The organism is Crossiella sp. S99.2 (assembly GCF_023094165.1).
GTDB lineage: Bacteria > Actinomycetota > Actinomycetes > Mycobacteriales > Pseudonocardiaceae > Crossiella.
Genome location: NZ_JALMDK010000024.1, coordinates 12,659 through 39,554, shown reverse-complemented (window position 1 = coordinate 39,554; position 26,896 = coordinate 12,659). Strand labels below are relative to the sequence as shown.

Genomic DNA, 26,896 nt, shown 5'->3' with positions numbered 1-26,896 from the left:
CCAAAGAAGGACCTGAGCCAACCCTGAAGAAATTTCGCCAAGAGTCACAGACAAATAGGCCAGACAAAGGCGGCCACAAAGGTGGGCCACAAGAGTGACCCAAATGGTGACCCCGCTGGTTCAGCACCAACCGCACCGTGGGGGTCCGGGGGCTCGGGCCCCCGGTGTGGACGTACGAAAAAGGCCCAGGCGAAGCGCGCCTGGGCCTTTTTCGTACGTGGGCGAGGAGGGAGTTGAACCCTCACGTCCTTTCGGACACACGGACCTGAACCGTGCGCGTCTGCCATTCCGCCACTCGCCCCTTTCGGGGGCTCCCTTTTGGGGTGCGGCGGAAGCCTAGCACGGTCAGGCGACTGGCTTACAACTCGGCCCCTCCCTTGCCCCCAGACCCGGATACGATCGGGGTGAGCGACCGGACACGGAGCCGAACCAGCTGCACCGCACGACCACGTTCGGTGTCCGGCGCTCAGTGGACTGGACCGGAAGCGGAAGGGTGGGACATGAGCCTCGTGCAGCGCTTCGAGCGCAAGCTCGAAGGCCTTGTCGGCAATACTTTCGCGCGCGTGTTCGGTGGCAACGTAGTCCCCCAGGAGGTGGCGCAGGCCCTGCAACGAGAGGCCGAACGCAAGGTCAAGGAGCTTGCCGGCGGCCGCCTCCTCGCACCCAACCACTACACCGTGACACTCGGCCCAGCCGACCACGACCGGCTAGCCGGCGACGAGCAGCGGATCACCGATCTGCTCGCCGACTGTGTCGGAGAGCATCTGACCGAGCACGGGTGGGACACATACGGTGACGTCGTAGTCTCCTTGGAGCGCTCTGAGACGCTGCACACCGGACAGTTCCACACGAGCTCGTCAGTCGACCCAGACGCATCGCCGCGCCGACGGCCGGCACCACCTCGCACCGCAGGAGACCGACCCATGAGCCAGCCACCCGGCCAGTACCCCGAGGGAGACCGCTACGCCCAGCAGCAGCAGGGGCAGTACGGCTACGACCAGCAGCAGCAGCCTGGCTACGGTCAGCAGGGTTATGACCCGAACTACGCCCAGCAGCAGCAAGGCGGGTACGGGCAGCAGGGCTACGACCAGGGTTACGCCCAGCAGCAGCCTGGCTATGACCAGCAGGGTTACGCCCAGCAGCCGCAGCAGCCTGGCTACGGTCAGCAGGGATACGACCAGGGCTACGCCCAGCAGCCCGGTTACGACCAGCAGGGCTATGGCCAGCAGCAGCAGGGCTACGGTCAGCAGGGTTATGACCAGGGTTACGCCCAGCAGCAGCCCGGCTATGACCAGCAGGGTTACGGCCAGCAGCAGGGTTACGCCCAGCAGGGCTACGACCAGGGTTATGGCCAGCAGGGCTACGCCCAGCAGGGCGGCTACGCCGACCCGAACCAGCAGGGATACGCTCCGCCCGCCGTGCAGACGGGGCCGCGCACACTGACGGCGACCCTCCAGCTCGACGACGGCTCCAACCGGACCTATAGCCTCAAGCAGGGCAGCAACGTGATAGGCCGTGGCCAGGACGCCGATTTCCGCCTGCCGGACACCGGGGTCTCCCGCCGGCACCTGGAAATCACCTGGGACGGTCAGAACGCGATGCTGGCCGACCTGGGCTCGACCAACGGCACTACGGTCAACTCCAACCCGGCCCAGGCCTGGCAGCTCGCCGACGGCGACGCGATCAGGATCGGGCACTCGACGTTGGTGTTCCGGTCCCAGGGCTGACCAGGACGACATCGCAAGGCGGGAGCGGTCACAGCAGGTGCCAGAACTTGTGATGCAGCTGACCAGAGCAGGGTTTCTCGCCCTGCTCTGGTTGTTCGTGCTGGCTGCGCTCCGTGTCGTTCGCTCTGATCTTTACGCGGCCTCCGGGCTGCGGGTCGCCCTACCCGGTTCCCGACGGACCAGCGGGCGGCAGTTGCGGGGCAACAAAGCCGCCCGGCAACTCGTGGTGACCCATGGCGCGCTGGCGGGTACTCGCATCGCGCTGGACGGCCGCCCTATTCTCATCGGCCGTGCCGACGACTCCACTCTCGTACTCGACGACGACTACGCGTCGACGAGGCACGCCAGACTCTCTCTTCGAGGAACGGACTGGTACGTGGAGGACCTAGGCTCCACCAACGGCAGTTATCTAGACCGGGCGAAGGTCACGGCACCCACCCGGGTCCCGCTCGGCGTTCCGATCCGCATCGGTAAGACGGTGATCGAGCTGCGCTCATGACCCTCGTCCTTCGTTACGCGGCCCGCAGCGACCGGGGCCTGGTACGTGCCAACAACCAGGACTCCGTGTACGCCGGCCCACGACTGCTCGCGCTCGCCGACGGCATGGGCGGCCATGCCGCCGGTGAAGTCGCCAGCAAGGTGGTCATCGCCGCACTAGCCCCCCTCGACGACGACGAACCCGGGGAGGACCTGCTCAGTGATCTGCGCGGGTCGATGCTCGGCGGGAACTCGGCGATCGCCGAACTCGTCGCGAGCGACCCTGACCTGGAGGGGATGGGCACCACGCTGACCGCGGTGCTCTTCGCCGGCAACAGACTGGGTCTGGTGCACATCGGTGACTCGCGCGCCTATCTGGTCCGGGACGGCAACCTGTCCCAGATCACCCATGACGACACGTTCGTGCAGTCCCTGATCGACGAAGGCCGGATCACTCCGGACGAGGCGCTCACCCACCCGCAACGGTCGCTGCTGCTCAAGGCGCTGACCGGGCACGAGGTGGAGCCGAGCCTGGCGATCAGGGAAGCCCGCAACGGCGATCGGTACATGCTGTGCTCGGACGGGCTCTCCGGGGTGGTGTCGGCGGAAACGCTGGCCGAGGCCCTGGCCATCCCCGACCCGAGGACCTGCGCCGACCGGCTGATCGAGCTGGCGCTCAAGGGCGGCGGCCCGGACAACGTCACGGTGATCGTCGCCGACGTGGTGGACGTCGACTTCGGGGAGAACGCCCCGATCGTGGGCGGCGCCGCGGGCGACGGCAGTGCCGATCCGCCACCGCCGGACTCGCCTGCCTCCCGCGCGGGCGCGCTCAACCCCGGCTGGCAGCAACAACAGCAGCCACGCCCGGACCCGACCACGCCGCCGCCGGACCCGCCCAAGGGCAGGCGCTGGCTGCGGACCCTGACGGTCGTGCTGCTGGTGCTGGCGTTCTTCGGCGCGGCCGGGTTCTTCACCCGGTACTGGGTGCTGCAGCAGTACTACGTCGGCGCGTCCGAGGACGGCCGGGTGGCGGTGTTCCAGGGTGTGCAGGGCAATGTGCTGGGCATCAGGCTGCAGCGTGAGGTCGAGGGTTCCTGCGCGCCGAACTCGGTGAGCTGTGACCCGGAGCCGATCCTCGTCTCCGACCTGACCGCCTCCGGCAAGGAGATCATCGCCAACGGGATCACCGGGCTGGACGGGCTGGAGGGCGCGCGCAACGCGATCCGCCGGCTGCGCACCGCCCAGCTGATGCCGCCGTGCCCGCCCACCACCGGCACGCCGGGTGGCACCGGTCAGCCGACGACCAGCACCAGCGCCCCGCCGACCACGGACCCGAACGCCCCCACGAGTTCGGACGTCATGCCGTTGCCCCCGCCGACGCCCAAGCCCGGGGTGGACTGCCGGACGGTGCGCTGATGGCTGAGTCGGCAGCGACGACCACCGGGCCACTGCCCGGCGGGCCGCCAGCTCAGCCGCCACCCCCTGCGACCAGGCGCGGCACCGAATTGATGCTGCTCGCCTTCGCCGCGGTGCTGGTCACCGGTGCGCTGATGCTGGTGGAGATCAACCAGGAGCAGGAGCTGACCAACGCCCTGCTCTACTACGGCGCGGCCTACCTCGGCCTGTTCGGGGTGGCGCACATCGCGGTGCGGATCTGGGCGCCCTACGCCGATCCGCTGATCCTGCCGTGCGTGGCGCTGCTCAACGGGCTTGGTCTGGTCATGATCCACCGGATCGACCTGGCCGAGGCCGAACGGGCCGAGCTGACCGGCCGGGTGTTCAGCGCGGACGTGCCCCGCCAGATCATGTGGACCACGATCGCGCTGGTGCTCTTCGTCGCGGTGCTGGTGCTGGTCAAGGACCACCGCACGCTGTCCAAGTACGGCTACACCGCGGGCCTGGCCGGACTGGTCGCGCTGGCGCTGCCGGGCATCCTGCCGAATGTCATCGCCCCGGAAATCAACGGTGCGAAGATCTGGCTACGTATACCTGGTGTGTTCTCCATCCAGCCCGGTGAGTTCGCCAAGATCCTGTTGATGGTGTTCTTCGCCGCCTTCCTGGTCTCCAAACGGGACCTGTTCATGGCGGCGGGCCGCAAGGTGCTCGGGATGGAACTGCCGCGCGCCCGCGACCTGATGCCGATGCTGTTCGCCTGGTTCGCCTCGCTCGGCGTGCTGGTGCTGGAGAAGGACCTCGGCACCTCGCTGCTGTTCTTCGGCATCGTGCTGGTGATGCTCTACGTGGCCACCGAGCGGGTCGCCTGGCTGGTGCTGGGCATGACCTTCTTCATCGGCGGCTGCCTGGTCGCCTACCAGATCTTCGACCACGTCCAGGTCCGGGTGACCACCTGGCTGGACCCGTTCGCGGACTTCTTCAACAAGGGCCGTCAGCTCGGCCAGGCGCTGTTCGGGCTGGGCACCGGCGGGATCGGCGGCACCGGCCTTGGCGCCGGGCGGCCCGAGCTGGTGCCGCTGGCCAAGAGCGACTTCATCATCGCCGCGATCGGTGAGGAGCTGGGCTTCGTCGGCCTGGCCGCGCTGCTGATGCTCTACACGCTGCTGGTGATGCGCGGCATGCGCAGCGCGCTGGCGGTGCGCGACACCTTCGGCAAGCTGCTCGCCGGTGGCCTGTCCTTCGCGGTCGGCCTGCAGGTCTTCATCGTGGTCGGCGGCGTCACCAAGCTGATCCCGCTGACCGGTCTGACCGCCCCCTTCCTGTCCCTCGGCGGATCGTCGCTGGTGGCCAACTACGCCTTGGTCGCGCTGTTGCTGCGGATTTCCGACGGCGCGCGCAGACCGGCCGTGGCGGCCAAACCAGTGGTGCCGCAGGCGCCGATCGCGGAGGCGCACACCGTGCTCGTGGAGCGGCCCTCATGAACGCACCACTGCGCCGGGTGGCGCTCGCCGTCATGGTGATGGTCCTGATGCTGCTGGCCAACGGCACCTACATCCAGGTGATCAAGGCCGACACCTACCGCAACGACCCGCGCAACAGCCGGGTGCTGCTGGAGGAGTACTCCCGGCAGCGCGGGCAGATCAGCGCGGCAGGCGGTCAGCTGATGGCCACCGTGGAGAACACCACCGGGCGGCTGAAGTACCTGCGCAAGTACACCGAGGGACCGGTGTACGCGCCGATCACCGGCTACTACTCCTCCAACTACGGCGCGACCGGGCTGGAGAAGGCGCAGGACTCGGTGCTCAACGGCTCCGACCCGCTGCTGTTCGGCCGCAGGCTCTCCGACCTGATCACCGGGCGGGACCCGCGTGGCGGCAGCGTGCAGACCACGATCGTGCCCAAGGTCCAGCAGTTCGCCTACAAGGCGATGACGGACAAGAAGTTCAGCGGCGCCGTGGTGGCGATGGACCCGAAGACCGGCCGGATCCTGGCCATGGTCTCCACCCCGTCCTTCGACCCGAACGTGCTTTCCGCGCACGACACCGAGGCGCAGCAGAAGGCCTGGGGCGAGCTGACCAAGGACCCGAAGAAGCCGTCGCTGAACCGGGCCGTGGGGGAGACCTACCCGCCCGGCTCGACCTTCAAGATGGTCACCGCCGCGGCCGCGCTGGAGAACGGGTTCACCAAGGACAGCCCGCTGACCGCGGCGCCCACGATCACCCTGCCGGGCACCAACAACCAGCTGGAGAACTTCAACGGCAACCGCTGCGGCGGCGGTGAGACCGCGCCGCTGATCGAGGCGCTGGCCCGGTCCTGCAACACCGCGTTCGTGGACCTGGCCATCCAGCTCGGCGAGACCAAGCTGCGCCAGCAGGCGGAGAAGTTCGGCATCGGCGAGCAGGGGCAGAAGATCCCGATCGGCGTGGCTGGCTCCTCCCTCGGCGACATCCCGGACAAGGCGGCGCTCGGCCAGAGCGGCATCGGCCAGCGCGATGTGCGGCTGACCCCGTTGCAGGACGCGGTGGTGGCGGCGACCATCGCCAACGGCGGGGTGCGGATGGAACCGCAGCTGGTCAGCCAGATCCTGCGCGATGTCACCGTGCTGCAGGAGAACGACCCGGTCCGCTCGGGCACCGCGATCTCCTCGGCGACCGCGGCCACGCTCAAGGAGATGATGATCCAGTCGGAGTCGCGGACCGCCGGTGGCGGCAAGATCTCCGGCGTCACCATCGCCTCCAAGACCGGCACCGCCGAGCACGGCGCCAACCCGAAGGCGAACAACCCGCACGCCTGGTACGCCGCCTTCGCCCCGGCCGAGGACCCGAAGATCGCGGTCGCGGTGATCGTGGAGAACGGCGGCGACCGCGGCCAGGACGCCACCGGCGGCACGGTGGCCGCGCCGATCGGCCGCGGCGTCATCGGCGCCTTCCTCGGAGGTGGCTGAGCATGCTCACCTCCGGCCAGTTGCTCGCCGACCGCTATCGCCTCGCCAGGCGGATCGCGGTCGGTGGCATGGGCGAGGTGTGGGAGGCCGCCGACACCAGGCTGGACCGGCGGGTCGCGATCAAGGTGCTCAAGCCGGAGCTGACCGGGGACGCGGAGTTCCTGCACCGCTTCCGCACCGAGGCCAGGATGACCGCCTCGCTGAACCACCCGAACATCGCCGCGGTGCACGACTACGGCGAGACGGCCGCCGTGCCCGACGGCCCGCAGGACACCGCTTACCTGGTGATGGAGCTGGTCGAGGGCGATCCGCTGGCCGCGATCATCGCCGGGCAGGGCAGGCTCAACGCCGAGCGCACCATGGACGTGCTGGAGCAGGCCGGGCACGCGTTGCAGGCCGCGCACGAGCGCGGGCTGGTGCACCGCGATGTCAAACCCGGCAACATCCTGGTCACCCCGCACGGCAAGGTGAAGCTGACCGACTTCGGCATCGCCAAGGCCGCACACGCCGCGCCGGTCACCCGATCCGGCATGGTGATGGGCACCGCGCACTACATCGCGCCGGAACAGGCGCTGGGTTCGGAGGCGGAGCCGGCCAGCGATGTGTACTCGCTGGCCGTGGTCGGCTACGAGTGCCTGGCCGGGCATCGCCCGTTCCTGTCCGACAACTCGGTCACCGTGGCCATGATGCACATCAGGGATCTCGCCCCGCCGCTGCCGCCGGACGTGCCACCGGGTCCGCGGGCGCTGATCGAGGCGACCCTGATCAAAGACCCGCGACAGCGGTATCGCAGCGGCGGCGAGTTCGCGGTCGCGGTGGCCGCGGTGCGGGCCGGGCGCCCGTTGCCGGTGCCCTCCGGACTGTCCATGCCGCAGGCGCCGGTCGGGGTTCCCCTCGGCCCGCCCCAGCTGGGTCCGGGCGGGCCCATCACCCCCATGTCCGCGCCGGGGATCCCGGTGCTCGGACACGGGACGGGGCAGTTCACCCCGGTCGGCATGACCCGCCACCCGGGACCGGCGCGCACCCGCCGGACCGGCCTGTGGCTGGTGATAGCGGTATTCGCGGTGGCGGCACTGGTTTTGGCAGCATGGGTCATCAGTGAGTTCATGCGCACTGCCAGCCAGGGGTCCGTACAGGTGAATCCGGCTGAGTACGTGGGACGGGCGGCTTCGGAGGCGGCCGACCGGCTCACGAAATCCGGTCTGCACAGCGAGGTGTGGACCAAGGACGGCCAACGGCCAGCCGATCCGGCACGGTGCGTGGTCACCGAGGTGACTCCGGTTGGCCAGCTGTCCGCGGGGTCGGACGTGACCCTGCGCTGCACCCCGCACGAGGACGGTTGACGTGCGGCCGCAGCAGCTACATGACATGAATAGACCACCGTCGACGAGGAGCGGGACAAGGCACCGATGAGCACTCCGCGACTGCTCTCCAACCGCTATGAGCTGGGCGAAACGCTCGGCTATGGCGGTATGTCCGAGGTCCACAAGGGCCGGGACGTTCGTCTGGGTCGCGACGTGGCGGTCAAGGTGCTGCGCGCCGATCTCGCCCGCGACCCGCAGTTCCAGCTGCGCTTCCGCCGGGAAGCGCAGAACGCCGCCTCCTTGAACCATCCCGCGATCGTCGCCGTGTACGACACCGGCGAGACGCAGACCGAGTACGGCCCGCTGCCGTACATCGTGATGGAGTTCGTCGACGGCAAGACGCTGCGCGACATCGTCAAGACCGAGGGCCCGCTGCCCGCGCGCCGGGCCATGGAGGTCATGGCCGACGTCTGCGCGGCACTGGACTTCAGCCACCGGCACGGCATCGTGCACCGGGACGTGAAGCCGGCCAACGTGATGATCACCAAGTCCGGCGCCGTGAAGGTGATGGACTTCGGCATCGCCAGGGCCGTGCACGACGGCCAGGCCGCGGTCACCCAGACCGCGGCGGTGATAGGAACCGCGCAGTACCTCTCCCCGGAGCAGGCCCGCGGCGAGGCGGTGGACGCGCGCAGCGACGTCTACGCCACCGGCTGCGTGCTCTTCGAGCTGATGACCGGCGAGCCGCCGTTCACCGGTGACTCCCCGGTGGCCGTGGCCTACCAGCACGTGCGCGAGGACCCCAGGTCGCCCTCGCAGGTCAACCCGCAGGTGCCCGCGGTGCTGGATGCCATCGTGCTCAAGGCGATGAGCAAGAACCCGGCCAACCGCTACCAGTCCGCCGGCGAGATGCGCGGCGACCTGGTGCGGGTGCTCTCCGGGCAGCGGCCGCTGGCGCCGATGGTGATGTCGGAGGACGAGCGCACCTCGATCGTCGGCGGTGGCGGCGCCACCCAGGTGATCCAGGGCAAGCACCGGCCCGAGGCGCTGGCCGACGGTGACGACGATGAGGAGGAGCGCCGGGAGAAGCGGCGCAAGACCATCTTCGTCGCGGTGGCGGTCGCCCTCGGCGTGGCGCTGCTGATCCTGCTCGCCTTCCTGCTGGGCCCGCTGCTCAGCGGGAACTCCAACGGCGGCGGTGACACCGCCACGGTCCCGAAGGTCTTCGGCAAGACCGAGGTGCAGGCGCGGCAGGACATCGCCAGCGCCGGGTTCACCAAGACCCCGAACCTGCAGAAGGTCGTCTCCAAGCCGGAAGAGCTGAACCGGGTGGTCTCGGTCAACCCGGCCGAGGGCTCCGCGGTCAAGAAGGACGCGGAGATCACGCTGAACATCGGCAGCGGTCCGGAGGAGGTGACCGTTCCCGACCTCAAGGGCAAGACCCCGAGCGAGGCCGAGACGATGCTCACCGCCGCCGGGCTCAAGCTCAGCGCGAACCCCACCGAGACCGCGGTCGAGGACTCCAAGCAGGTCGGCAAGGTGCAGTCGCAGACGCCGTCGGCCAACACCAAGGCGCCGAAGGACTCGCTGGTCAGCATCACCGTGGGCAAGGCGCAGGACCGGGTCACCGTGCAGAATGTGATCGGCCAGTCCAGCACCGCCGCGCGCGGCAACCTGGAGGGCCTCGGTCTGCGGGTGGAGATCAAGGAAGTCAGCTCCAACAAGCCACAGCTCGAGGTGGTCGCGCAGACCCCGGCAGGCGGCACCTCGGTGCGGCCCGGTGCCACGGTGACGCTGAGCATCTCCAAGAACGACCAGTTCACCATGCCCAACATCGAGGGCATGACCGAGAGCGAGGCCCGGTCGAAGCTGCAGGAGTTCGGCTGGACCGGCAGCTTCAGCAAGGTCGAGGTGAGCGGCAGCATCAGCGAGTTCGGCCGGATCATGGACTCCAAGCCGGTCGCCGGTGACCCGGTGTCGAAGACGCAGACCATCCAGATCCAGGTCGGCAAGCTCGGCGGCGGCTCACCGACCAGCACCACCCCCAAGGGCGGCGGCTGACCCGTAGCGACGACAACGGCCCGGCACCCCTTCGCGGGGGCCGGGCCGTTGTGTGTTCCGGGGCGGGTGTCAGCGAGCGGCGGCGGCCACCTCGCGCATGCCCTGCTCCAGGGCGGCGACGGTGGGTTCGGGCACCGGGTGCCCGGCGATGGCCAGCCAGTTGGCCAGCATCCGGTGGCCGCCGTCGGTGAGCACCGACTCGGGGTGGAACTGCACGCCGTGGATGGGCAGCTCGCGGTGCCGCATGGCCATGACCACGCCGGACTCGGTCCGCCCGGTCACCTCGAACTCGGCAGGGATGGTCTCTTCCAGCACGGTCAGCGAGTGGTAGCGGGTGGCGGTGAACGGGTCGGGCAGCCCGGCGAGCACGCCGGCGCCGGTGTGGTGCACCTGGCTGGTCTTGCCGTGCAGCAGCTCCGGCGCCCGGTCCACGGTCGCGCCCCAGGCCACCCCCATGGCCTGATGGCCGAGGCAGACGCCAAGGGCGGGCTTGGTCAGCTCGGCGCAGCGCCGGATGATCTCGATGGTCCGGCCGGCCCGCTCCGGGGTGCCCGGTCCAGGACTGAGCAGCACGCCGTCGGCCTGGTCGACCTCGGCCGGCTCCACCGAGTCGTTTCGTCGCACGACGCATTCGGCTCCGAGCTGGGCCAGGTACTGGACCAGGTTGTAGACGAAGCTGTCGTAGTTGTCGACCACCAGTACCCGCACCGGGCCAGCTTACGGCGCGCGTCGAACGGGATTCACTGCCCGGTGGTGACCTGGTTGAACGGCAGCATCGGTTCGATCCACGGGAACACCACGAACAACAGCAGTGCCACCACGCCGACGATCAGGACCGCTGCCAGCAGCAGTCGCAGCGGCAACGGCCCAGGCAGGTGCCGCCAGATCCAGCTGTACACGAGGCCAACCGTACCTTTCAGCCGGTCTGGAACTCGGCTGGCACGGCCTTGGGATCCTTCGGATCTTTCGGCTGGGTGCGGACCAGGACGCCGTGCACGATGAGTCGCTGCCGGGCGGAGAACCGCGGGTGGCAGGTGGTCAGGGTGATCAGCTTGGCCTGCTGGCCCGGCGGCACGGCGTTGCCGGCCCGCCACGGCACCGGCGCGATGACCTCGCCCTGCTCCGGCCGCACGATCTCCTGGCCGACGGTCTTGGCGTAGGGATCGTCCTTGCCGCCCTTGCCCTGCGGCGCGACCCCCTTGCACTTGGCGTCCGCGCCCTTGCCCTTGGCCCAGTCCTTGACCTCATCGGTCTTGGGCAGCATCCGGTAGACGAACCACTCGTTCTGGGTCTCCACCACGATCGCGTCGCAGGACTCCAGCAGGTCGATGTCGTTGAACGGCGCGCCCTTGCCCACCCGGTGCCCGGCAACGGCGAAGTTGCCCGGCTGGCCGGGGTAGGCGGTGCCCTTGTAGTGACCGGGCCCGACCTCGAGGATCTTGTCCGTGGTCCCTTCCAGCACGGTGTAGGTCCAGTCCGGCCCGAACGCGGGCACGAAGACCTTGGCGAAGCCCTCCCCCTCGCCGATCTGGAACTGGTTGGTCCGCTGCGGTTCGTTGTTGTTGACCACGCTGGGGTTCTTCCACCGGTCGTCCATGGCGGCGGTCGCGTTGGCCTGCTTGCCTGCGGAGAGCCAGTCGGTCACGTAGACCTCGTAGACCACGAACAGCAGCACCACGAGTCCGGCCGTGATCAGCAGTTCCCCGAAGGTCCGCACCACTACCCGCCCCGGCTCACGCCGCTGGGCGGGCACCGCGGCCGCCTCGGCCTCGGGTTCCGGCTCCGGATCCGGGTCGGCGAGATCCGAGTAGTCCTCGTAGTCCTCGACCCGCGGGATGAGTTCGGTCTCCGGCTCGTCCAGCCGCGGCCGCGCGGGGATGCGCGGGATCGGCATGGTCAGCTCTTCCGGCGTGGGCGGCGGCGCCACCGCCCGCGGGGGTGCGGGCGGCGGGGCGTCCGGCCGGATCGGCTGGATGAGCTGGGTCTGCTCGACGTCCGCCGGCGGAGCAGGCGGACGAGCGCCACGCGGCGGCTCGGCTCGTGGCGGCTCGGCCCGGGGACGCATCGGCGGCCGGGGCGGCTCGTTCAGCCCCTCACCCGGCATCCGCGCCTCGTGCGGCGGGTACGGCGGCTCGCCCTGGCCGCGGACATCCTGCGGCGACTCGAAGCGCGGCGGCTCACCTTGCCCGCGCGGGTCCCTGGACGGCTGGAACTGGTGCGGCTCACCCTGTCCGCGCGGGTCGTGCGGGGGCTCGAACCGTGCGGGCTCACGGTGCCCGCGCGGATCCTGCGGCGACTCGAAGCGGGGCGGCTCGAACTGGTCTGGCGCCTGCGGGGCCTCGAACCGCTCGCCCGACAGCCGCGGGTCCGGGCGCGGCGGCTCGGCCGGGTGGCGGGGCTGGTCGGCCCGGGGCGGCTCGCCCTGGAAACGGGGTGCCATCGGGCGTCCCTCGGCCGGCGGGATCTCGCCGGGCTCCACCCACACCTGGGGCGGCTCGGGGCGCCGGGGCGCGTCCGGGTGCGACTCGGCCCTGGGCGGCTCCGGACGGCGCGGCGCGTCCGGCTGCGGCTCCGCCCTCGGCGGTTCCGGACGGCGCGGCGCCGGGCGGGCTTCCGCGCCCGGCTCCGACCACCACTGCTCCGGTCGCTGTTCCCGGGGCTGGCGGTGGTGGATTTCCTGGGTCGCCTCGGTGCCGTCCTCCGGCTGTGGCGTGCGGGGGCCGGTCATCGGGGCACCTCCTGTGCCTTGTCCAGTCGTAACGCCCCGCCATAGCCCGGCACCCGCACCACATCGGGTCGCTGGACCCGGTAGCCGAGGCCGTAGCTCTGGGCGTACTGCCGGAAGATTCGCACGCCTTCTGCGGCGTCCAAAGCGGAGTTCAGCTTGTCTGGGTCGCCGATGGCGCTGATCACATACGGCGGGGAGTAGGTGCGGCCGTGCAGCAGCAGCGTGTTGCCGATGCAGCGCACGGCCGAGGTGCTGACCAGGCGCTGGTCGGCCACGGCGAGCGCTTCCGCGCCCCCGGCCCACAGCGCGTTCAGCAGGCTTTGCAGGTCCTTCTGGTGCACCACCAGCGCGTCCACCGGGACATCGGCCGGGTAGCGGCCGTCGGGGCCGCGGGGTGCGTCGCTGATGGTCACCACCAGGCCGGTGCCGCGCAGCGGGTTCAGGCCGGCCGGGTTGGCCAGGTTGGCCGCGGTGCCGCGGGCCTTGCCGACCCGCTCGTCCGAGCTGGCGGCGCCGCGTTCGAGGGCTTCCAGGTCGGTGCGCAGCCTGCCGAGGGCGGCTTCGGCCTCATGCACCCGGCCTTCGGCGTCGCGGACCAGGCCGTGCAGCTCGGTGTTGCGGCCGCCGCGCAGGTCATGGCCGTCGGCCACGTTGTGGCTGACCGCGAAGATCAGGCCCGCGACCAGGCACATCACCGGCGCGGCCACCCGCCAGCCGTCGAGCCTCCGCACGCCTCGTGTCCTCTCTTAGGCCGTCCGTGGGGTAAGCAGGGGTAAGTTGCCTCTCCTCCACACTCTTCGGCTACGTTAACGTGTTCGTCGGGCCGGAGTTTCGTTTTCGCTGTGCCGAACGCGCTCCGCGAACAGACACAGCCATCGGATCCAACGTCAGGCGAGGACAGAATGCCGAAGTCCAAGGTCCGCAAGAAGGACGTCTACACGCCGCCGGCGGACCGGCGCACGCCGGTCAAGCTGAAGGCCAAGGGGCCCTCACACCCGATCTACATCACGGTGATGCTGCTGGTGATGCTGCTCGGACTGGCCTGGCTGGTCGTGTACTACCTCGCGGGTCAGGACATCCAGTTCATGGCCGACCTCGGCTCGTGGAACTTCGCGGTCGGCTTCGCGCTGATGATCACTGGCCTGCTGATGACCATGCGCTGGCGCTGACCTGCGCAAACACTGTGCGTATCGCGGCCCGGACGGCACCACACGTCCGGGCCGCACCCTGTTCACCACCCGTTTGGCGGAGGGTCACTGAACCACACGGATGTAAGTCATCCCCAGTGGGGACAACTCCTGTGGATAACTTTTTCCACGGGCACCCCATAGCCGGTCTGCGGCCACCGGGGCACACAACATGATGTGGTTGCGCCGCTGGGCGCAGCGGGGCTGACGGAACGCGCTCGAACGGGCAAGCTGGACTGGTGGAAGAGCAGATGCCCTGGTCAACGGGTCAGAGTCGACAACTTGCCTGGTCAGCGGACCCCGCGCTGGTGAGTGTCGGCTGGGTGCTGGCGGCCGGCGCGGCGGGGTGGCTGGTCTTCACCGCGGATCCGGCCGGACGGGTGATCGCGGCGATCACCGCGCTGGTCCTGGGCTTCGCCGCGTTGTTCGGCACCATCGCCCGGCCGAGGCTGGCCGCGGGCCCGATGGGGTTGTCCGTCCGTGGCCTGTTCCGGACCGAGGAATGGACCTGGGCCGAGGTCGGCACCAGGGTCCTGCACACCCAGCGGCTGGGGCGCCGGGTCGCGGTGCTGGAGATCGAGGTCACCAAGGACGAGCTGGAGCGCCTGTTCGTGCTCGGCAGGCTGGATCTGGGCGCCGACCCCGAGGACGTGGCCGCGCAACTCGGCGAGCTGCGCGGCCCCGCCTAATTCGGATCGACCGGCCCGCACAGGATGCGCGCGCCCGGCGGATCGCACTCCTGCCGCGGCACCTCGTAGTACTGGAAGATCGCCAGCCCGATGATGGCCGCGGTGATCGCCACCAGGTTGATCGTCTGCCACAGCGTCCGGCTGGCCACCGGCACATAGATCAGCCCCGCCGCCACCAGCGCGCCGGTGACCAGGCCACCGGCGTGGCCGACCCAGGACACGTTGCCGATCACCAGGCCGAACACCACGTTGAGGCCGAAGACCATGAGCAGTGGTTGCAGGCTCTGCCGCTTCCTGATGAACACCACCACGACCGCGCCGAGCAGGCCGAAGATCGCGCCGGAGGCGCCGACCGCGCCCTCGGAGAAGAGGAACACGGCCACCGCGGAGCCCACCGCGGAGAGCAGGTAGAGCAGCAGGAACCGGATCCGCCCGAACAGCGGCTCCAGCTCCTGGCCGAGCATCCACAGCGACAGCATGTTGACCGCGAGGTGCCACAGCGCCACGTGCAGGAACGCGCTGGTGATCAACCGCCACCACTGGTCACCGGCGACGGCGAGGTTCCACATCGCGCCGTTGTCATAGACCCAGGAGGCGGCGAGGTTGTTGACGCTGCCCGCCTGGACCACGGTGATCGCGAACATGACGATGTTCAGCGCGATCAGCACCGGCATCACGATCGGGCGAACGTGCTCGTCCTCATTGCCGACCAGGTTCACCCCGCGGCGCTGGCTCTTCTTGCCCGCGGCCAGGCAGTCCGGGCACTGCTTGCCGACCGAGCCGTCCGTCAGACACCGGTAGCAGTACGGCTTCTCACAGCGGATGCAGCTCAGCCCGGTCGGCGTCTCCGGGTGCCGGGTGCAGCCGGGCAGCGTGTGCGGCTGGGTCATCGGCGCCGGCTCAGCGCTCGACCGAGACCGAGACGCGCTCGATGGTGATCTCCTTGATCGGCCGGTCCTGCCGGTCGGTCTCGGCCTGCGCGATGGTGTCGATCACCGAGCGGGAGGCCTGGTCGGCGACCTCGCCGAAGATGGTGTGCTTCATGTTCAGGTGCGGGGTCTTGCCCACGGTGACGAAGAACTGGGAGCCGTTCGTGCCGGGACCCGCGTTGGCCATGGCCAGCAGGTACGGGCGGTCGAAGCGCAGCTCGGAGTTGAACTCGTCGGCGAAGGTGTAGCCGGGGCCGCCGCGGCCGGTGCCGGTCGGGTCGCCGCCCTGGATCATGAATCCGGCGATGACCCGGTGGAACACCGAACCGTTGTAGAAGGGCCCGGACCGCTCTCCGGCGGCGTTCTCGGTGGTGTAGGGCTTGGAGCCGTCCGCCAGTCCGACGAAGTTCTTCACCGTCTTGGGCGCGTAGTCCGGGAACAGCTTGATCCGGACCTCGCCTTCGGAGGTGTGCAGGGTCGCGATCACGGTCGCCCCAACGAGCGATTCAGTGCTGTCAGCCACCGAACCATCGTGCCATCCACGGCGGGATCGTGTGAGAAGGGGCAGGATGGGGTAACGCGTTGACGAGGCTTTCGTCACGCTCGGGAGGCAGGCATGGACGAGGTACGGACCCTGGCCAGAGCCGGTGAGCAGGTCGGGCGCGCACTGGGCACCGGTATCCACGTGGTGCGCAAGCGCGCCGAACGGGCAGGCGCCGACGGGCTCAAGGCCACCAAGCGGGCGAGCAGGCGAGCGGAGAAGAAGCTGGCTAAGCGTGGGCTCACTCCGCACCAGCTGGCCCAGAGCGTCGCGGGCACGGCCGAGGAGTTCAGCCAGGAGATCGGCAAACGCGGTCGCCGGGCGCGCAAGGAACTGGCCAAGGCCACCAAGCAGGCGCAGAAGGACCTGGGCCGTCGTGGCCGCAAGGCCAAGAAGCGCCTGGCCGACCGGCTGGACCCGAAGCCGAAGCGCCGGAAGTGGCCCTTCGCCGTGCTGCTGCTCGGCGCCGCGGGCGCGGTGGCCGCAGTGCTGCTGGCCAGGCGGCCGCAGGAGGTCAAGCCGGTGGTCGAGGAGAACGAGGACAAGAGTGAGGAGCGCCCCGCGGGCAGCCCCTCCGACAACGGGCACCGGCCGGCGGCCGCGCGCCAGAAGTGAACCGAAGCGGTGGGGCCGGGCGAGACTCGCCCGGCCCCACCGTTGTTCACAGCTTCAGGTTGCCCGCCGTGACGGTGGCGATCCGCTTGGCCGCGATGGTGCGGTCCTGGTTCGTGGTGACCACGATCGCGTACTCGCCCTTGGCCACCGCGAACACCGCGCCGGTGTCGGTCTTCTTCGACCCGCCCTTCCACCCGCCGGGCAGATCGGCCGGTGACGAGCCTGCCACCGGCACCTGGGTGTCGACGAGCAGCTTGGCCACGTCGGCGGATCCGCTGTAGATCCACACCATGGCCTGCACCGACTTGTTGTCGGCCCGGTAGAAGAAGCAGGCCGGGTTCGGCTTGCCTTCGGAGATCCGGACCTTGCCGACCCCCTGGCCGTTGGCCGCCCGCACCTCCTCCTTGTCCAGGTACGGGCACGGGCCGTCCGAGGACGGCTCCGGCACCGGCGGTGGTTTCGCCGGCGCCGGCGAGGTGGGCTCCTGGACCGGGGCCCCGGAGCTGGTCGGCGGAGTCGAGTCCGCCGGGGCGCCCCCGCAGGCGGAGAGCACCGCGAGCGCGGGCAGCACGAGCAGCAGTGGTCGTCTCATAACGCGGCCCACCCTAGAGCCCCTCGTGCCGCCACGTCAGCGCTTGAAGTCGATGATCACCAGGTGTCCCTGGTGCTTGACCGTGTAGCCGGCGTCCCGTTCCAGGCCGATCGAGACCTCCATGCTGCCGCCGTGCCCGGCGTCGTTCACCACCGCGCCGCGCACCAGCGGCAGCGGGTAGTTGACCACCCGCTTGCCGATCACCTCGACATACGGCTCGGCCCCTTCCGGCGAGGGCAGGGCGAGCTTGAGGAACCGGTTGCCCCACAGCTCGGTGACCCGCAGGTCGCTCTGCCCCCAGTACGGCCGCTCCCCGTCCAGCTGCTGGAAGAGCACCGATCCCGGCGCCTTGGCGCCCACGAACTCGAAGACCACCCGGTCGAACCCGTCGTGCGAGCCCGCCCGGAACTTGACCCCAGGTGGCGCCGCCACGGCGGCCACCGCGACAGCCGGTGTGATCACCGCCACCACCGCGAACAACGACGTGACAACTACCGCCAACCGGCGGAGAACAGACATCGGTATGCACCCCTGTGAAGATCGTCAATCCCTGACGACTCCCAGACGCGAGATTCACCCACCAGGTTGCACACCACCAGGTGAAGGAAGAACAAGCCCAGAGATCCAAAAACCTGGAGAAACAAAGAAGGCGGCATCACGAGTGATGCCACCAAACAATGCGAGCGAGGGTCCGGGGGCAGAGCCTCCGGGTGGGGTCTGGGGGCTTCGCCCCCAGTGTGATCACAAGACGATCCAGGCGAGCGTCCTCCGCGAGCAGGGATGACCCAATCGTCGGTGGAGACGAGGGGAATCGAACCCCTAACCCCTGCCTTGCAAAGGCAGTGCTCTGCCAATTGAGCTACGTCCCCGTGGGACAGTTGGCGAGGCCGCCGGTACCTGGACGGCCACGCCTAGTCCCTCGGTTCGTTCGACTCAGCCCTCGGTCGGAGCAGTGGCTTCACGCCACAGGTCCGCCTCAGCCTTCGCAGAACGGTTGCGCTTGACAAAGAAGAGCACGACGCCGGCAACAGCGGCAAGTGCCAGAAGCTTCTTCACGTACGTTCGCCTCCCAAAGCGGCACGCGGTTGGTGCCCGATACGGGTGCCCCCCTGAGGAGCAGCGGGCAGTGGGCCTAGGAGGATTTGAACCTCCGACCTCTTCATTATCAGTGAAGCGCTCTAACCAACTGAGCTATAGGCCCCCGTTGCGAGATGAACACTACCGGAAGGGGTGCCGCCCACCCAAATCGGGGGGCACCCCTCCCGGCAGTTCTACTCGCGTTCGGAGAGGGTGACCTCCACGCCGCCGGCCAGGTCGGCCGAGACGTTGTAGACGAACGCGCTGACCGTGGCCAGCGCGGTGAACAGCACGATGTTGACCACGCCCACAACCGCGGCGACGCCGAACACCCTGCCCGCGCTGATCAACGGCTCAGCGCCGCCGTCCGCGTTGGTCACCAGGTCCTTGTAGGTGTTGTTCAGCGAGTCCCAGACGCCCATGCCCTGGAGCACGCCATACAGCACACCGACCGCGACCAGCCACACGAAGAACAGGGCGACCGAGAGCACCAGCGCGAGCTTGAGCACCGACCACGGATCGACCCGCTTCACCTGCAGGGCGGCCCGGCGCGGGCCCCTGCCGGTGCGGCGGGCGCTGGGTGCGGCCACCGCGGGTCGCGGCGTGGTCGCCGCTGCGGAGAAGTTGACCGTTTCCCGGCCCAGCGCGCCCAGCCCGTTGTCGGGCTGGTGCACGCCCGCCGCGGTCCCGAACACCGTGGGTGCGTCGAGATCGGGCTGCGGCGGCACGGAGTGCTCGACCGGAGCGGCGGGCCGGAACGCGGCCGTCGGCTGGTCGATCGAGTTCTCCTTGACGGGCTCGGGAGCGGGCGGTGCGCTCTGCTGGTTGGTCACGGTCACCCGTTGCCACGGCGGCGGAGCGGCCGATGCCTGCGCGAACTCCTCGGCCGGCGGTGCCGCGGGCGCGGGCTCGCCGGTGTTCCCCGACGCGCCCGCGGCACCGTCCGGTTGCTTCGGATCGGTGATCACGGTTGCCTCGTCAGCAGGCTTGTTCGCCTGCTGCCCGGGGGTGTCCGGTTGGTTCGGTGAAGTCATCAGCAGTCCTAACCGACGGTGGTGTCCGTCGAAGAGACGCGTTCAGGCGACTATTCGTTGCTCTGCTCGGTGTCGTTCTCGTTGGCGGAGCCGTTTTCCACCTCGGCGCCGTCCTCCGGCACCGAACCGTCCTCCGGCTCAAGACCATTCTCCGGCTCGGCCTCCTGCTCGGCACTCCGGGCCACCGCCAGCAGCGTTGTGCCCTCACCGAGGTTCATCAACCGCACGCCCTTGGTCTGCCTGCCTGCCTTGCGGATCTCGGCTGCCGTGGTCCGGATCACACCACCCGTTGAGGTGATGGCGAAGATCTCGTCCTCCAGCTCTACCACGAGTGCGCCGACCAGTCGCCCGCGCCGGGAGTCGTGCTGGATGGTCAGCACGCCCTTGCCGCCGCGACCCTGCACCGGGTAGTCCTCGATCGGCGTCCGCTTGGCGTAGCCGCCGTCGGTGGCGACCAGCACGAACCGGTCCTCCTCCACCACGGCCATGGCCAGCAGCTCGTCCCCGGAGTTGAACCGCATGCCCAGCACACCGGAGGTGGCCCGGCCCATCGGCCGCAGCGCCTCGTCGGTGGCGTGGAAGCGGATGGACTGACCACCCGCGGAGACCAGCAGCAGGTCCTGCTCGGCCGAGCAGAGCACCGCGCCGACCAGCTCGTCGTCCTCGCGCAGGTTGATGCCGATCAGGCCACCGCTGCGGTTGGAGTCGAAGTCGGCCAGCTTGCTCTTCTTGACCAGACCGTTCTTGGTGGCCAGCACCAGGTACGGCGCGACCTGGTAGTCCTTGATCTGGATCGCCTGGGCGATGTGCTCGTCCGGCTGGAAGGCCAGCAGGTTGGCCACGTGCTGCCCGCGCGCGTTGCGGTTGGCCTCGGGCAGCTCGAAGGCCTTGGCCCGGTAGACCCGGCCCTGGTTGGTGAAGAACAGGATCCAGTCGTGGGTGGAGCAGACGAAGAAGTGCGCCACGATGTCGTCCTGCTTGAGCGCCGCGCCCTGCACGCCCTTGCCACCGCGCTTCTGCGCCCGGTACAGGTCGGTCTTGGTGCGCTTGGCGTAGCCGGTGCGGGTGATCGTGACCACCACGTCCTCGACCGCGATCAGGTCCTCCAGGGACATGTCGCCGTCGAAGGGGATGATCCGGGTGCGCCGGTCGTCGCCGTACTTCTCCACGATGGCCATCAGCTCATCGCGGATGATCCTGCGCTGCCGCTCCGGGTTGGCCAGGATGTCCTCGAGGTCGGCGATGGTCAGCTCGATCTCGCCGAGTTCGTCGACGATCTTCTGCCGTTCCAGCGCGGCCAGGCGGCGGAGCTGCATCTCCAGGATCGCGTTGGCCTGGATCTCGTCCACGTCGAGCAGCTCGATCAACCCGGTGCGGGCGATGTCCACCGTCGCCGAGGAGCGGATCAGCGCGATCACCTGGTCGAGCATGTCCAGCGCCTTGACCAGTCCGCGCAGGATGTGCGCGCGTTCCTCGGCCTTGCGCAGCCGGTACTTGGTCCGGCGGACGATGACCTCGATCTGGTGTTTGACGTAGTACCGGATCATCTGGTCCAGCCGCAGCGTGCGCGGCACGCCGTCGACCAGGGCCAGCATGTTGACGCCGAAGGAGGTCTGCAGCTGGGTGTGCTTGTAGAGGTTGTTCAGCACCACCTTGGCCACGGCGTCCCGCTTGAGCGCGACCACGATCCGCATGCCGCTGCGGCTGTTGGACTCATCGGCGATGTCGGCGATCCCGGTGAGCTTGCCGTCCCGGACCAGGGTGGCGATGTTCTCCACCAGGTTGTCCGGGTTGACCTGGTACGGCAGCTCGGTCACCACGAGGATGGTGCGCCCCTTGGCGTCCTCCTCAACCTCGACCACCGAGCGCATCCGGACCGAGCCGCGCCCGGTGCGGTAGGCGTCCTCGATGCCCTGGGTGCCCAGGATCAGGCCCTTGGTCGGGAAGTCCGGCCCCTTGATCCGCATCATCATCGCGGCCAGCGTTTCCTCGTCGCCGGCCTCGAAGTTCTCCAGCGCCCAGACCACGCCCTCGGCCACCTCGCGCAGGTTGTGCGTGGGGATGTTGGTGGCCATGCCCACCGCGATCCCCTGACTGCCGTTGACCAGCAGGTTGGGGATGCGGGCCGGGAGAACCCGGGGTTCCTTGGTCTTGCCGTCGTAGTTGTCGGCGAAGTCGACGGTGTCTTCTTCGATGTCGGCCAGCATCTGCATGGCCAGGTTGGTCAGCCGGGCCTCGGTGTACCGCATGGCCGCGGCCGGGTCGTTGCCCGCCGAGCCGAAGTTGCCCTGGCCGTCCACCAGCGGGTTGCGCATCGACCACGGCTGGGCCAGGCGGACCAGCGCGTCGTAGATCGAGGCGTCACCGTGCGGGTGGTAGTTGCCCATGACGTCGCCGACCACGCGCGAGCACTTGACGTAGCTGCGGTCGGGGCGCAGGCCGGTGTCGAACATCGAGTAGAGCACCCGGCGGTGCACCGGCTTGAGGCCGTCGCGCACGTCGGGCAGCGCCCGGCCGACGATCACGCTCATCGCGTAGTCGACGTAGGAACGCTGCATCTCCTGCTGGAGATCGACCGGTTCGACGCGGTCGCCCGTCGGCGGCAGGGTGTCGGTCACGACCAGAAATCCCTTCTAAACGGCGGGCAGGTGTTGTTGTGCTCGCCGAGATCAGACATCGAGGAAGCGAACGTCCTTGGCGTTACGGGTGATGAATGCACGCCGGGACTCGACGTCCTCGCCCATCAGCACGCTGAAGAGTTCGTCGGCGGTGGCCGCGTCGTCCAGGGTGACCTGGCGCAGCACCCGGTGGGCCGGGTCCATGGTGGTCTCCCACAGCTCGTCGGCGTTCATCTCGCCGAGACCCTTGTACCGCTGGATCGCGTCGTCCTTGGGCAGCTTGCGGCCGTTGGCGACACCGGCCTGGATCAGGCCGTCGCGCTCGCGGTCGGAGTAGGCGAACTCGGGCTCGATCCGCGGCCACTTGATCTTGTAGAGCGGCGGCTGCGCGAGGTAGACGTGCCCGTGCTCGATCAGCGGCCGCATGAACCGGAACAGCAGCGTGAGCAGCAACGTGGTGATGTGCTGGCCGTCCACGTCGGCGTCGGCCATCAGCACGACCTTGTGGTAGCGCAGCCGGGCCAGGTCGAACTCGTCGTGGATGCCGGTGCCCAGCGCGGTGATCAGGCTCTGCACCTCGGTGTTCTTCAACACCTTGTCGATGCGCGCCTTCTCCACGTTGATGATCTTGCCCCGGATCGGCAGGATCGCCTGGAAGCGCGACTCCCGGCCTTCCTTGGCCGAGCCACCCGCCGAGTCGCCCTCGACGATGTAGAGCTCGCACTCCTCCGGGTTGTTGGAGCGGCAGTCCTTGAGCTTGCCCGGCAGGCCGCCGATCTCCAGCGCGCTCTTGCGCCGGACCAGCTCGCGCGCCTTGCGCGCGGCCGCGCGCGCCTGCGAGGAGGAGATGGCCTTGCTGATGATGATCTTGGCGTCGGCCGGGTTGGCGTCGAACCAGTCGGGCAAGTGCTCGTTGCAGGTCTTCTGCACGAACGACTTGGCCTCGGTGTTGCCGAGCTTGGTCTTGGTCTGCCCCTCGAACTGGGGCTCCTTGAGCTTGATCGAGACGATCGCGGCCAGACCCTCGCGCACATCCTCGCCGGAGAGGTTCGCGTCCTTCTCCTTGAGCAGCTTCTTCTCCCGCGCGTACTCGTTGATCACGCGGGTCAGCGCGGCGCGGAAGCCCTCCTCGTGGGTGCCGCCCTCGTGCGTGTTGATCGTGTTGGCGAAGGTGAAGACCGACTCGGAGTAGCCGGTGTTCCACTGCATCGCGACCTCGACCTCAAGGCCCTCCGCCTTGGCGCCGAAGGAGATGATCTTCTTGTGCACCGACTCGCGGGTGGCGTTGATGTGGGTGACGAAGTCCTCGAGGCCACCCGGGTAGCAGAAGGTCCGCTCCTTGATCGCGGCCTTGACCCCGTCGGCGTCGGCGACCTCGTCGGCCTCGCTGACCCGCTCGTCCCGCAGCGTGATGATCAGGCCCTTGTTGAGGAAGGCCATCTCCTGGAGCCGGCGGGAGACCGTCTCGGCGCTGTAGGTGGTGGTCTCGAAGATGTCCGGGTCGGCCCAGTAGGTGATGATCGTGCCGGTCTCGTCGGTGGGCTCGCCCTTGACCAGCGGGTGCGCCGGCGCGGACTTCTCATACCGCTGGTTCCAGACGAAACCGTCCCGGCGGATCTCCACGTCCAGCCGGGTGGCCAGCGCGTTCACCACGGACACGCCCACGCCGTGCAGACCACCGGAGACCGCGTAGGAGTCGCCGCCGAACTTGCCACCGGCGTGCAGGGTGGTCAGCACGACCTCGACCGCGGGGCGCTTCTCCACCGGGTGCTCATCGACCGGGATGCCACGGCCGTCGTCGACCACCCGCACGCCGCCGTCGGCGAGCAGCACGACCTCCACCTTGGTGGCGTGCCCGGCCATCGCCTCGTCCACCGCGTTGTCCACGACCTCCCACACCAGATGGTGCAGGCCACGCTCACCGGTGGAGCCGATGTACATGCCGGGACGCTTGCGGACGGCCTCGAGGCCTTCGAGCACGGTGATGGATGACGCGCTGTACTCGTTGTTCGTATTGGCAGCCACAGGCCACTGTCTCCTCAGCTTGACGGCGTGCGCTTGGGTGCGGAGCACAACCTCGTCAATCCTACCGGGCCACCCGGACAGGAATGACCCTAGGACACCCCTGAGACGGTCGCAGAGGACCGAAGAACAACTTGTTCGGGTCCGGAGCGCGGAGAATCACTGTCAAGGGTTCTGCGCGAAAACCAGCCGCGCCATGTCACCCATAGGTGTCGCGCGGGCCGCGACCGGACACGTGCCGGGGCCCGTAGCGCCAGCTCGGCGCGGCCGGACCCTGCACCCGCAGGCGTTTGACCACGTCTTTGCCCACCCCGGCGCGGATCTGGCTGAGCAGCTGGCGCTGCAGCAGTTTGAGCTGGGTGGCCCAGGCGGTGGAGCTGGCCTGCACGGTCAGCTCGCCGTCCTTGAGCGCGATCGGGGTGGCGTGCTCGGCGACCTCGGTGCCGACCAGCTTGGCCCAGCTGCCGAAGACGGTGCCGCCGGAGAGCTTGTCGCTCCAGCCGCGGTCGCTGGCGATGCGGGCGGCCAGCGCGCCCAGCGGCTGCGGGTCCCGGTTGTCCACACCCGGCCCGGACCAGCGGCGGCGGCGTTGCGCGTTGGCCCCGCCTGCCCGAGGAGCCTGGGCGGCCTTGGCCGCGTCCCGTTTGACCTTGTTGGCGGCGCGGGCCTCGGCCAGGGCCATCTTGGCCAGGTCGACCCCTCGCAGACCGTGTTCACCCTCCGCGTTGAATCCACCTGGAGAGGTGACGGAGGGTCGATCAGTACCCGGGTCAGGTGGTGGCAGATCCCCACGCGTGACGGAGTTATCCACATTATCCACAGGGTTGTCCCCAGGAGTGCGACGCGTCACACCCGGTTGACCTCTTGTCACCGGACACGCTGGACCTTCCCTTCACCCACCTCGTAGCGGGCGCCAGCCAGCTCGGCGGGCACGTCCTCGGCCACCGCGGCGGTGACCAGTACCTGCTCCGCGGCGGCGGCGACCTCGGCCAGCCGCTGCCGTCGACGCCGGTCCAGCTCGGCGAACACATCGTCGAGGATCAGCACCGGTTCGACGTCCTCCGCGCGCAGCAGCTCGAAGGCCGCCAGACGCAAGGCGAGCGCGAAGGACCAGGACTCGCCGTGGCTGGCATATCCCTTGGCGGGCGTGCTGCCCAGGATCAGCTCCAGCTCGTCCCGGTGCGGTCCGATGAGACTGACCCCGCGGTCGATCTCCTGGGTCCGCACCTTGGCGACCTCCTCCAGCAGCACCGCTTCCAAGGTCGCGATGTCCGCTGATGGACCGCCTGCCACACCGTATCCCGCCGGCAGGGTCGCACCCAGGCAACTGCGGTACTTCACCTCGGCGGGTCGCGACTCCGGGGCCACCCCGGCGTAGGCCGCGGACACCAGTGGCTGCAGTGCGGCGACCAGGTCCAGCCGCGCGGCCAGCAGCACCGCGCCGTGCCGGGCCAGGTGCCCGTCCCACACGTCCAGGGTGCGAATATCCCCGCTCTTGCCCGCCCGGCGCGCCGCACCTGCGGTTTTCAGCAGGGCGCCGCGCTGCTTGAGCACTCGTTCATAATCCGCGCGCACTCCGGCGAACCGCGGCGCGCGCAGCACCAGCAGGTCGTCCAGGAACCGCCGCCGCTCGCCGGGGTCGCCCCGGACCAGCGCCAGGTCCTCCGGCGCGAACAGCACGGTGCGCAGGATGCCGAGCACCTCCCTCGGCCTGGGCGCCGGCGCCCGGTTGATCCGGGCCCGGTTCGCCTTGCCGGGGGTGATCTCCAGCTCGACCAGCAGTTCCCGCCCGTGGTGCACCACCGCGGTGCGCACCACCGCCCGGGACGCCCCCTGGCGGACCAGTGGCACGTCGGTGGCCACCCGGTGCGAGGACAGGGTGGCCACGTAGCCGACCGCCTCGACCAGGTTGGTCTTGCCCTGGCCGTTCGGGCCGACCAGCACGCTCGGACCGGGTTCGAAGACCAGGTCGGCGGACTCCCAGGAGCGGAAGTCGGCGACCTGGAGCGCTCGGACGTACAACGCTTACTTGACCTGCTGTACCGCGTGGCCGCCGAACTGGTTCCGCAGCGCGGCCACCGCGCGCATGGCGGGCGAGTCCTCCTGCCGCGAGGCGAACCTGGCGAACAACGCGGCGGAGATCACCGGCGCGGGCACCGCGTGGTTGATCGCCTCCTCGACGGTCCACCGGCCCTCGCCGGAGTCCTCCACGTAGCCACGCAGGTCGTCCAGCTCCGGGTCCGAGTCCAGCGCCCGGACCAGCAGGTCCAGCAGCCAGGAGCGGACCACGGTGCCACGCTGCCAGGCCTTGATCACCGCGGGCGCGTCCTCGACCACGGTCGAGGCGTCCAGCAGCTCGAAGCCCTCGGCGTATGCCTGCATCAGGCCGTACTCGATGCCGTTGTGCACCATCTTGGCGAAGTGCCCGGCGCCGACCTTGCCCGCGTGCGCGAAGCCCTCCTCACGCGGACCTTCCGGCCGCAGCGAGTCGAAGACCGGCATCGCCCGCTCGACGAAGGCCGACTCGCCGCCGACCATCAGGCCGTAGCCGTTGTCCAGCCCCCACACCCCGCCGGAGACTCCGCAGTCCAGGTAGCCGATGCCGTTCTTCTCCAGCAGCGCGGCGTGCTTCTGGTCGTCGGTGAACCGGGAGTTGCCGCCCTCGATGATCAGGTCGCCTTCGGCCAGCAGCTCGTTCAGCTCCTCCACGGTGGCCTGGGTGGGCGCACCGGCGGGAACCATGATCCACACGATCCGGGGAGCGGCCAGCCGCGCCACCAGGTCGGCCAGCGACTCGCTGTCGCTGACCTCCTGGTTGCGGTCGTACCCGATCACCTCGTGGCCGGCGCGGCGCAGTCGCTCGCGCATGTTGAAGCCCATCTTGCCCAGGCCGACGAGTCCGAGCTGCACCACAGTTACGACCTTTCCTGACTACGAAGCGTTCGGGGTGAAGCGG

The 26,896-nt window shown here is 69.3% G+C and carries 25 protein-coding genes and 3 tRNA genes; 10 read left to right on the top strand and 18 right to left on the bottom strand.

What is annotated here, in order from left to right; all coding sequences use genetic code 11:
- Positions 1 to 218 precede the first annotated feature (218 nt).
- Positions 219 to 301: transfer RNA gene (locus tag MZC64_RS45590), tRNA-Leu, on the bottom strand.
- Between the two features lie 199 nt (positions 302 to 500).
- Here MZC64_RS45590 and MZC64_RS45585 point away from each other — a divergent pair.
- The 7 genes from MZC64_RS45585 to pknB all read left to right on the top strand — a co-directional run bounded on the left by MZC64_RS45585 (position 501) and on the right by pknB (position 9,908).
- The gene (locus MZC64_RS45585) at positions 501 to 1,727 is read left to right on the top strand and encodes a DUF3662 and FHA domain-containing protein (RefSeq protein ID WP_247765908.1); all 1,227 of its coding nucleotides are present in this window, start codon (positions 501 to 503) and stop codon (positions 1,725 to 1,727) included.
- Positions 1,728 to 1,764: 37 nt separating this feature from the next.
- Positions 1,765 to 2,226 carry an FHA domain-containing protein gene (locus MZC64_RS45580; RefSeq protein ID WP_185001042.1) on the top strand — a complete coding sequence of 154 codons (462 nt, stop codon included), beginning with the start codon at positions 1,765 to 1,767 and terminating at the stop codon, positions 2,224 to 2,226.
- Entirely contained in the window at positions 2,223 to 3,620 is a 1,398-nt protein-coding gene (locus MZC64_RS45575) for a PP2C family serine/threonine-protein phosphatase (protein ID WP_247765907.1), read from the top strand. The genes MZC64_RS45580 and MZC64_RS45575 overlap by 4 nt, the downstream gene beginning before the upstream one ends.
- Complete coding sequence (locus MZC64_RS45570; protein WP_247765906.1) at positions 3,620 to 5,080, top strand: FtsW/RodA/SpoVE family cell cycle protein; 1,461 nt, start codon at positions 3,620 to 3,622, stop codon at positions 5,078 to 5,080. The genes MZC64_RS45575 and MZC64_RS45570 overlap by 1 nt, the downstream gene beginning before the upstream one ends.
- Positions 5,077 to 6,543: a penicillin-binding protein 2 gene (locus MZC64_RS45565; protein ID WP_247765905.1), complete on the top strand. Its 1,467-nt coding sequence runs from the start codon at positions 5,077 to 5,079 to the stop codon at positions 6,541 to 6,543. Before MZC64_RS45570 ends, MZC64_RS45565 begins: the two co-directional genes overlap by 4 nt.
- Before the next feature lie 2 nt (positions 6,544 to 6,545).
- Positions 6,546 to 7,886: a serine/threonine-protein kinase gene (locus tag MZC64_RS45560; protein WP_247765904.1), complete on the top strand. Its 1,341-nt coding sequence runs from the start codon at positions 6,546 to 6,548 to the stop codon at positions 7,884 to 7,886.
- A gap of 66 nt (positions 7,887 to 7,952) precedes the next feature.
- The gene (gene pknB / locus MZC64_RS45555) at positions 7,953 to 9,908 is read left to right on the top strand and encodes a Stk1 family PASTA domain-containing Ser/Thr kinase (RefSeq protein ID WP_247765903.1); all 1,956 of its coding nucleotides are present in this window, start codon (positions 7,953 to 7,955) and stop codon (positions 9,906 to 9,908) included.
- Positions 9,909 to 9,977: 69 nt separating this feature from the next.
- Here the strand turns inward: pknB and MZC64_RS45550 are convergent, their stop codons facing one another.
- The 4 genes from MZC64_RS45550 to MZC64_RS45535 are packed head-to-tail and all read right to left on the bottom strand — an operon-like array spanning position 9,978 to position 13,367.
- Positions 9,978 to 10,616, bottom strand: coding sequence for an aminodeoxychorismate/anthranilate synthase component II (locus MZC64_RS45550; protein WP_247765902.1), 639 nt, complete (start codon positions 10,614 to 10,616; stop codon positions 9,978 to 9,980).
- A 32-nt stretch (positions 10,617 to 10,648) separates the two neighbouring features.
- Positions 10,649 to 10,807, bottom strand: a complete 159-nt coding sequence (locus MZC64_RS45545) for a hypothetical protein (protein ID WP_185001035.1) — start codon at positions 10,805 to 10,807, stop codon at positions 10,649 to 10,651.
- A 17-nt stretch (positions 10,808 to 10,824) separates the two neighbouring features.
- A complete protein-coding gene (locus MZC64_RS45540; protein ID WP_247765901.1) occupies positions 10,825 to 12,636 on the bottom strand; it encodes a class E sortase in 1,812 nt (603 codons plus the stop codon).
- Complete coding sequence (locus MZC64_RS45535; protein WP_221489782.1) at positions 12,633 to 13,367, bottom strand: DUF881 domain-containing protein; 735 nt, start codon at positions 13,365 to 13,367, stop codon at positions 12,633 to 12,635. Before MZC64_RS45535 ends, MZC64_RS45540 begins: the two co-directional genes overlap by 4 nt.
- Positions 13,368 to 13,538: 171 nt before the next feature.
- Between MZC64_RS45535 and crgA the strand changes: the two genes are divergently transcribed.
- Together crgA and MZC64_RS45525 are read left to right on the top strand one after the other, a co-directional pair.
- Complete coding sequence (crgA, locus tag MZC64_RS45530) at positions 13,539 to 13,805, top strand: cell division protein CrgA (protein ID WP_185001034.1); 267 nt, start codon at positions 13,539 to 13,541, stop codon at positions 13,803 to 13,805.
- Between the two features lie 326 nt (positions 13,806 to 14,131).
- Positions 14,132 to 14,512: a PH domain-containing protein gene (locus MZC64_RS45525; protein WP_247765900.1), complete on the top strand. Its 381-nt coding sequence runs from the start codon at positions 14,132 to 14,134 to the stop codon at positions 14,510 to 14,512.
- Here MZC64_RS45525 and MZC64_RS45520 read toward each other — a convergent pair.
- Together MZC64_RS45520 and MZC64_RS45515 are read right to left on the bottom strand one after the other, a co-directional pair.
- Positions 14,509 to 15,402 carry a rhomboid family intramembrane serine protease gene (locus MZC64_RS45520; RefSeq protein ID WP_247765899.1) on the bottom strand — a complete coding sequence of 298 codons (894 nt, stop codon included), beginning with the start codon at positions 15,400 to 15,402 and terminating at the stop codon, positions 14,509 to 14,511. The genes MZC64_RS45525 and MZC64_RS45520 overlap by 4 nt on opposite strands.
- Before the next feature lie 10 nt (positions 15,403 to 15,412).
- Complete coding sequence (locus MZC64_RS45515) at positions 15,413 to 15,964, bottom strand: peptidylprolyl isomerase (RefSeq protein ID WP_185001031.1); 552 nt, start codon at positions 15,962 to 15,964, stop codon at positions 15,413 to 15,415.
- A gap of 93 nt (positions 15,965 to 16,057) precedes the next feature.
- Here MZC64_RS45515 and MZC64_RS45510 point away from each other — a divergent pair, with 93 nt between their 5' ends.
- Positions 16,058 to 16,597, top strand: coding sequence for a hypothetical protein (locus tag MZC64_RS45510; RefSeq protein WP_247765898.1), 540 nt, complete (start codon positions 16,058 to 16,060; stop codon positions 16,595 to 16,597).
- Positions 16,598 to 16,643: 46 nt separating this feature from the next.
- Here the strand turns inward: MZC64_RS45510 and MZC64_RS45505 are convergent, their stop codons facing one another.
- The 11 genes from MZC64_RS45505 to gnd all read right to left on the bottom strand — a co-directional run bounded on the left by MZC64_RS45505 (position 16,644) and on the right by gnd (position 26,853).
- On the bottom strand, positions 16,644 to 17,189 hold the full coding sequence (locus MZC64_RS45505) for a DUF2020 domain-containing protein (RefSeq protein WP_247765897.1): 546 nt from the start codon (positions 17,187 to 17,189) through the stop codon (positions 16,644 to 16,646).
- A gap of 36 nt (positions 17,190 to 17,225) precedes the next feature.
- Positions 17,226 to 17,708: a hypothetical protein gene (locus MZC64_RS45500; protein WP_185001028.1), complete on the bottom strand. Its 483-nt coding sequence runs from the start codon at positions 17,706 to 17,708 to the stop codon at positions 17,226 to 17,228.
- 277 nt (positions 17,709 to 17,985) lie between these two features.
- Positions 17,986 to 18,058, bottom strand: a tRNA-Ala gene (locus MZC64_RS45495).
- Between the two features lie 64 nt (positions 18,059 to 18,122).
- Entirely contained in the window at positions 18,123 to 18,245 is a 123-nt protein-coding gene (locus tag MZC64_RS45490; RefSeq protein WP_209707217.1) for a DLW-39 family protein, read from the bottom strand.
- 71 nt (positions 18,246 to 18,316) lie between these two features.
- Positions 18,317 to 18,390: transfer RNA gene (locus MZC64_RS45485), tRNA-Ile, on the bottom strand.
- Positions 18,391 to 18,460: 70 nt separating this feature from the next.
- Entirely contained in the window at positions 18,461 to 19,300 is an 840-nt protein-coding gene (locus MZC64_RS45480) for a DUF3566 domain-containing protein (protein ID WP_247765896.1), read from the bottom strand.
- Between the two features lie 50 nt (positions 19,301 to 19,350).
- Positions 19,351 to 21,918: a DNA gyrase subunit A gene (gene gyrA / locus MZC64_RS45475; RefSeq protein WP_247765895.1), complete on the bottom strand. Its 2,568-nt coding sequence runs from the start codon at positions 21,916 to 21,918 to the stop codon at positions 19,351 to 19,353.
- Positions 21,919 to 21,969: 51 nt separating this feature from the next.
- On the bottom strand, positions 21,970 to 23,943 hold the full coding sequence (gyrB, locus tag MZC64_RS45470) for a DNA topoisomerase (ATP-hydrolyzing) subunit B (protein ID WP_247765894.1): 1,974 nt from the start codon (positions 23,941 to 23,943) through the stop codon (positions 21,970 to 21,972).
- A gap of 196 nt (positions 23,944 to 24,139) precedes the next feature.
- A complete protein-coding gene (locus MZC64_RS45465; RefSeq protein ID WP_374205909.1) occupies positions 24,140 to 24,646 on the bottom strand; it encodes a DciA family protein in 507 nt (168 codons plus the stop codon).
- Positions 24,647 to 24,807: 161 nt separating this feature from the next.
- Positions 24,808 to 25,962: a DNA replication/repair protein RecF gene (recF, locus tag MZC64_RS45460; protein ID WP_247765892.1), complete on the bottom strand. Its 1,155-nt coding sequence runs from the start codon at positions 25,960 to 25,962 to the stop codon at positions 24,808 to 24,810.
- A gap of 3 nt (positions 25,963 to 25,965) precedes the next feature.
- A complete protein-coding gene (gene gnd / locus MZC64_RS45455; protein ID WP_247765891.1) occupies positions 25,966 to 26,853 on the bottom strand; it encodes a phosphogluconate dehydrogenase (NAD(+)-dependent, decarboxylating) in 888 nt (295 codons plus the stop codon).
- Positions 26,854 to 26,896: the final 43 nt, after the last annotated feature.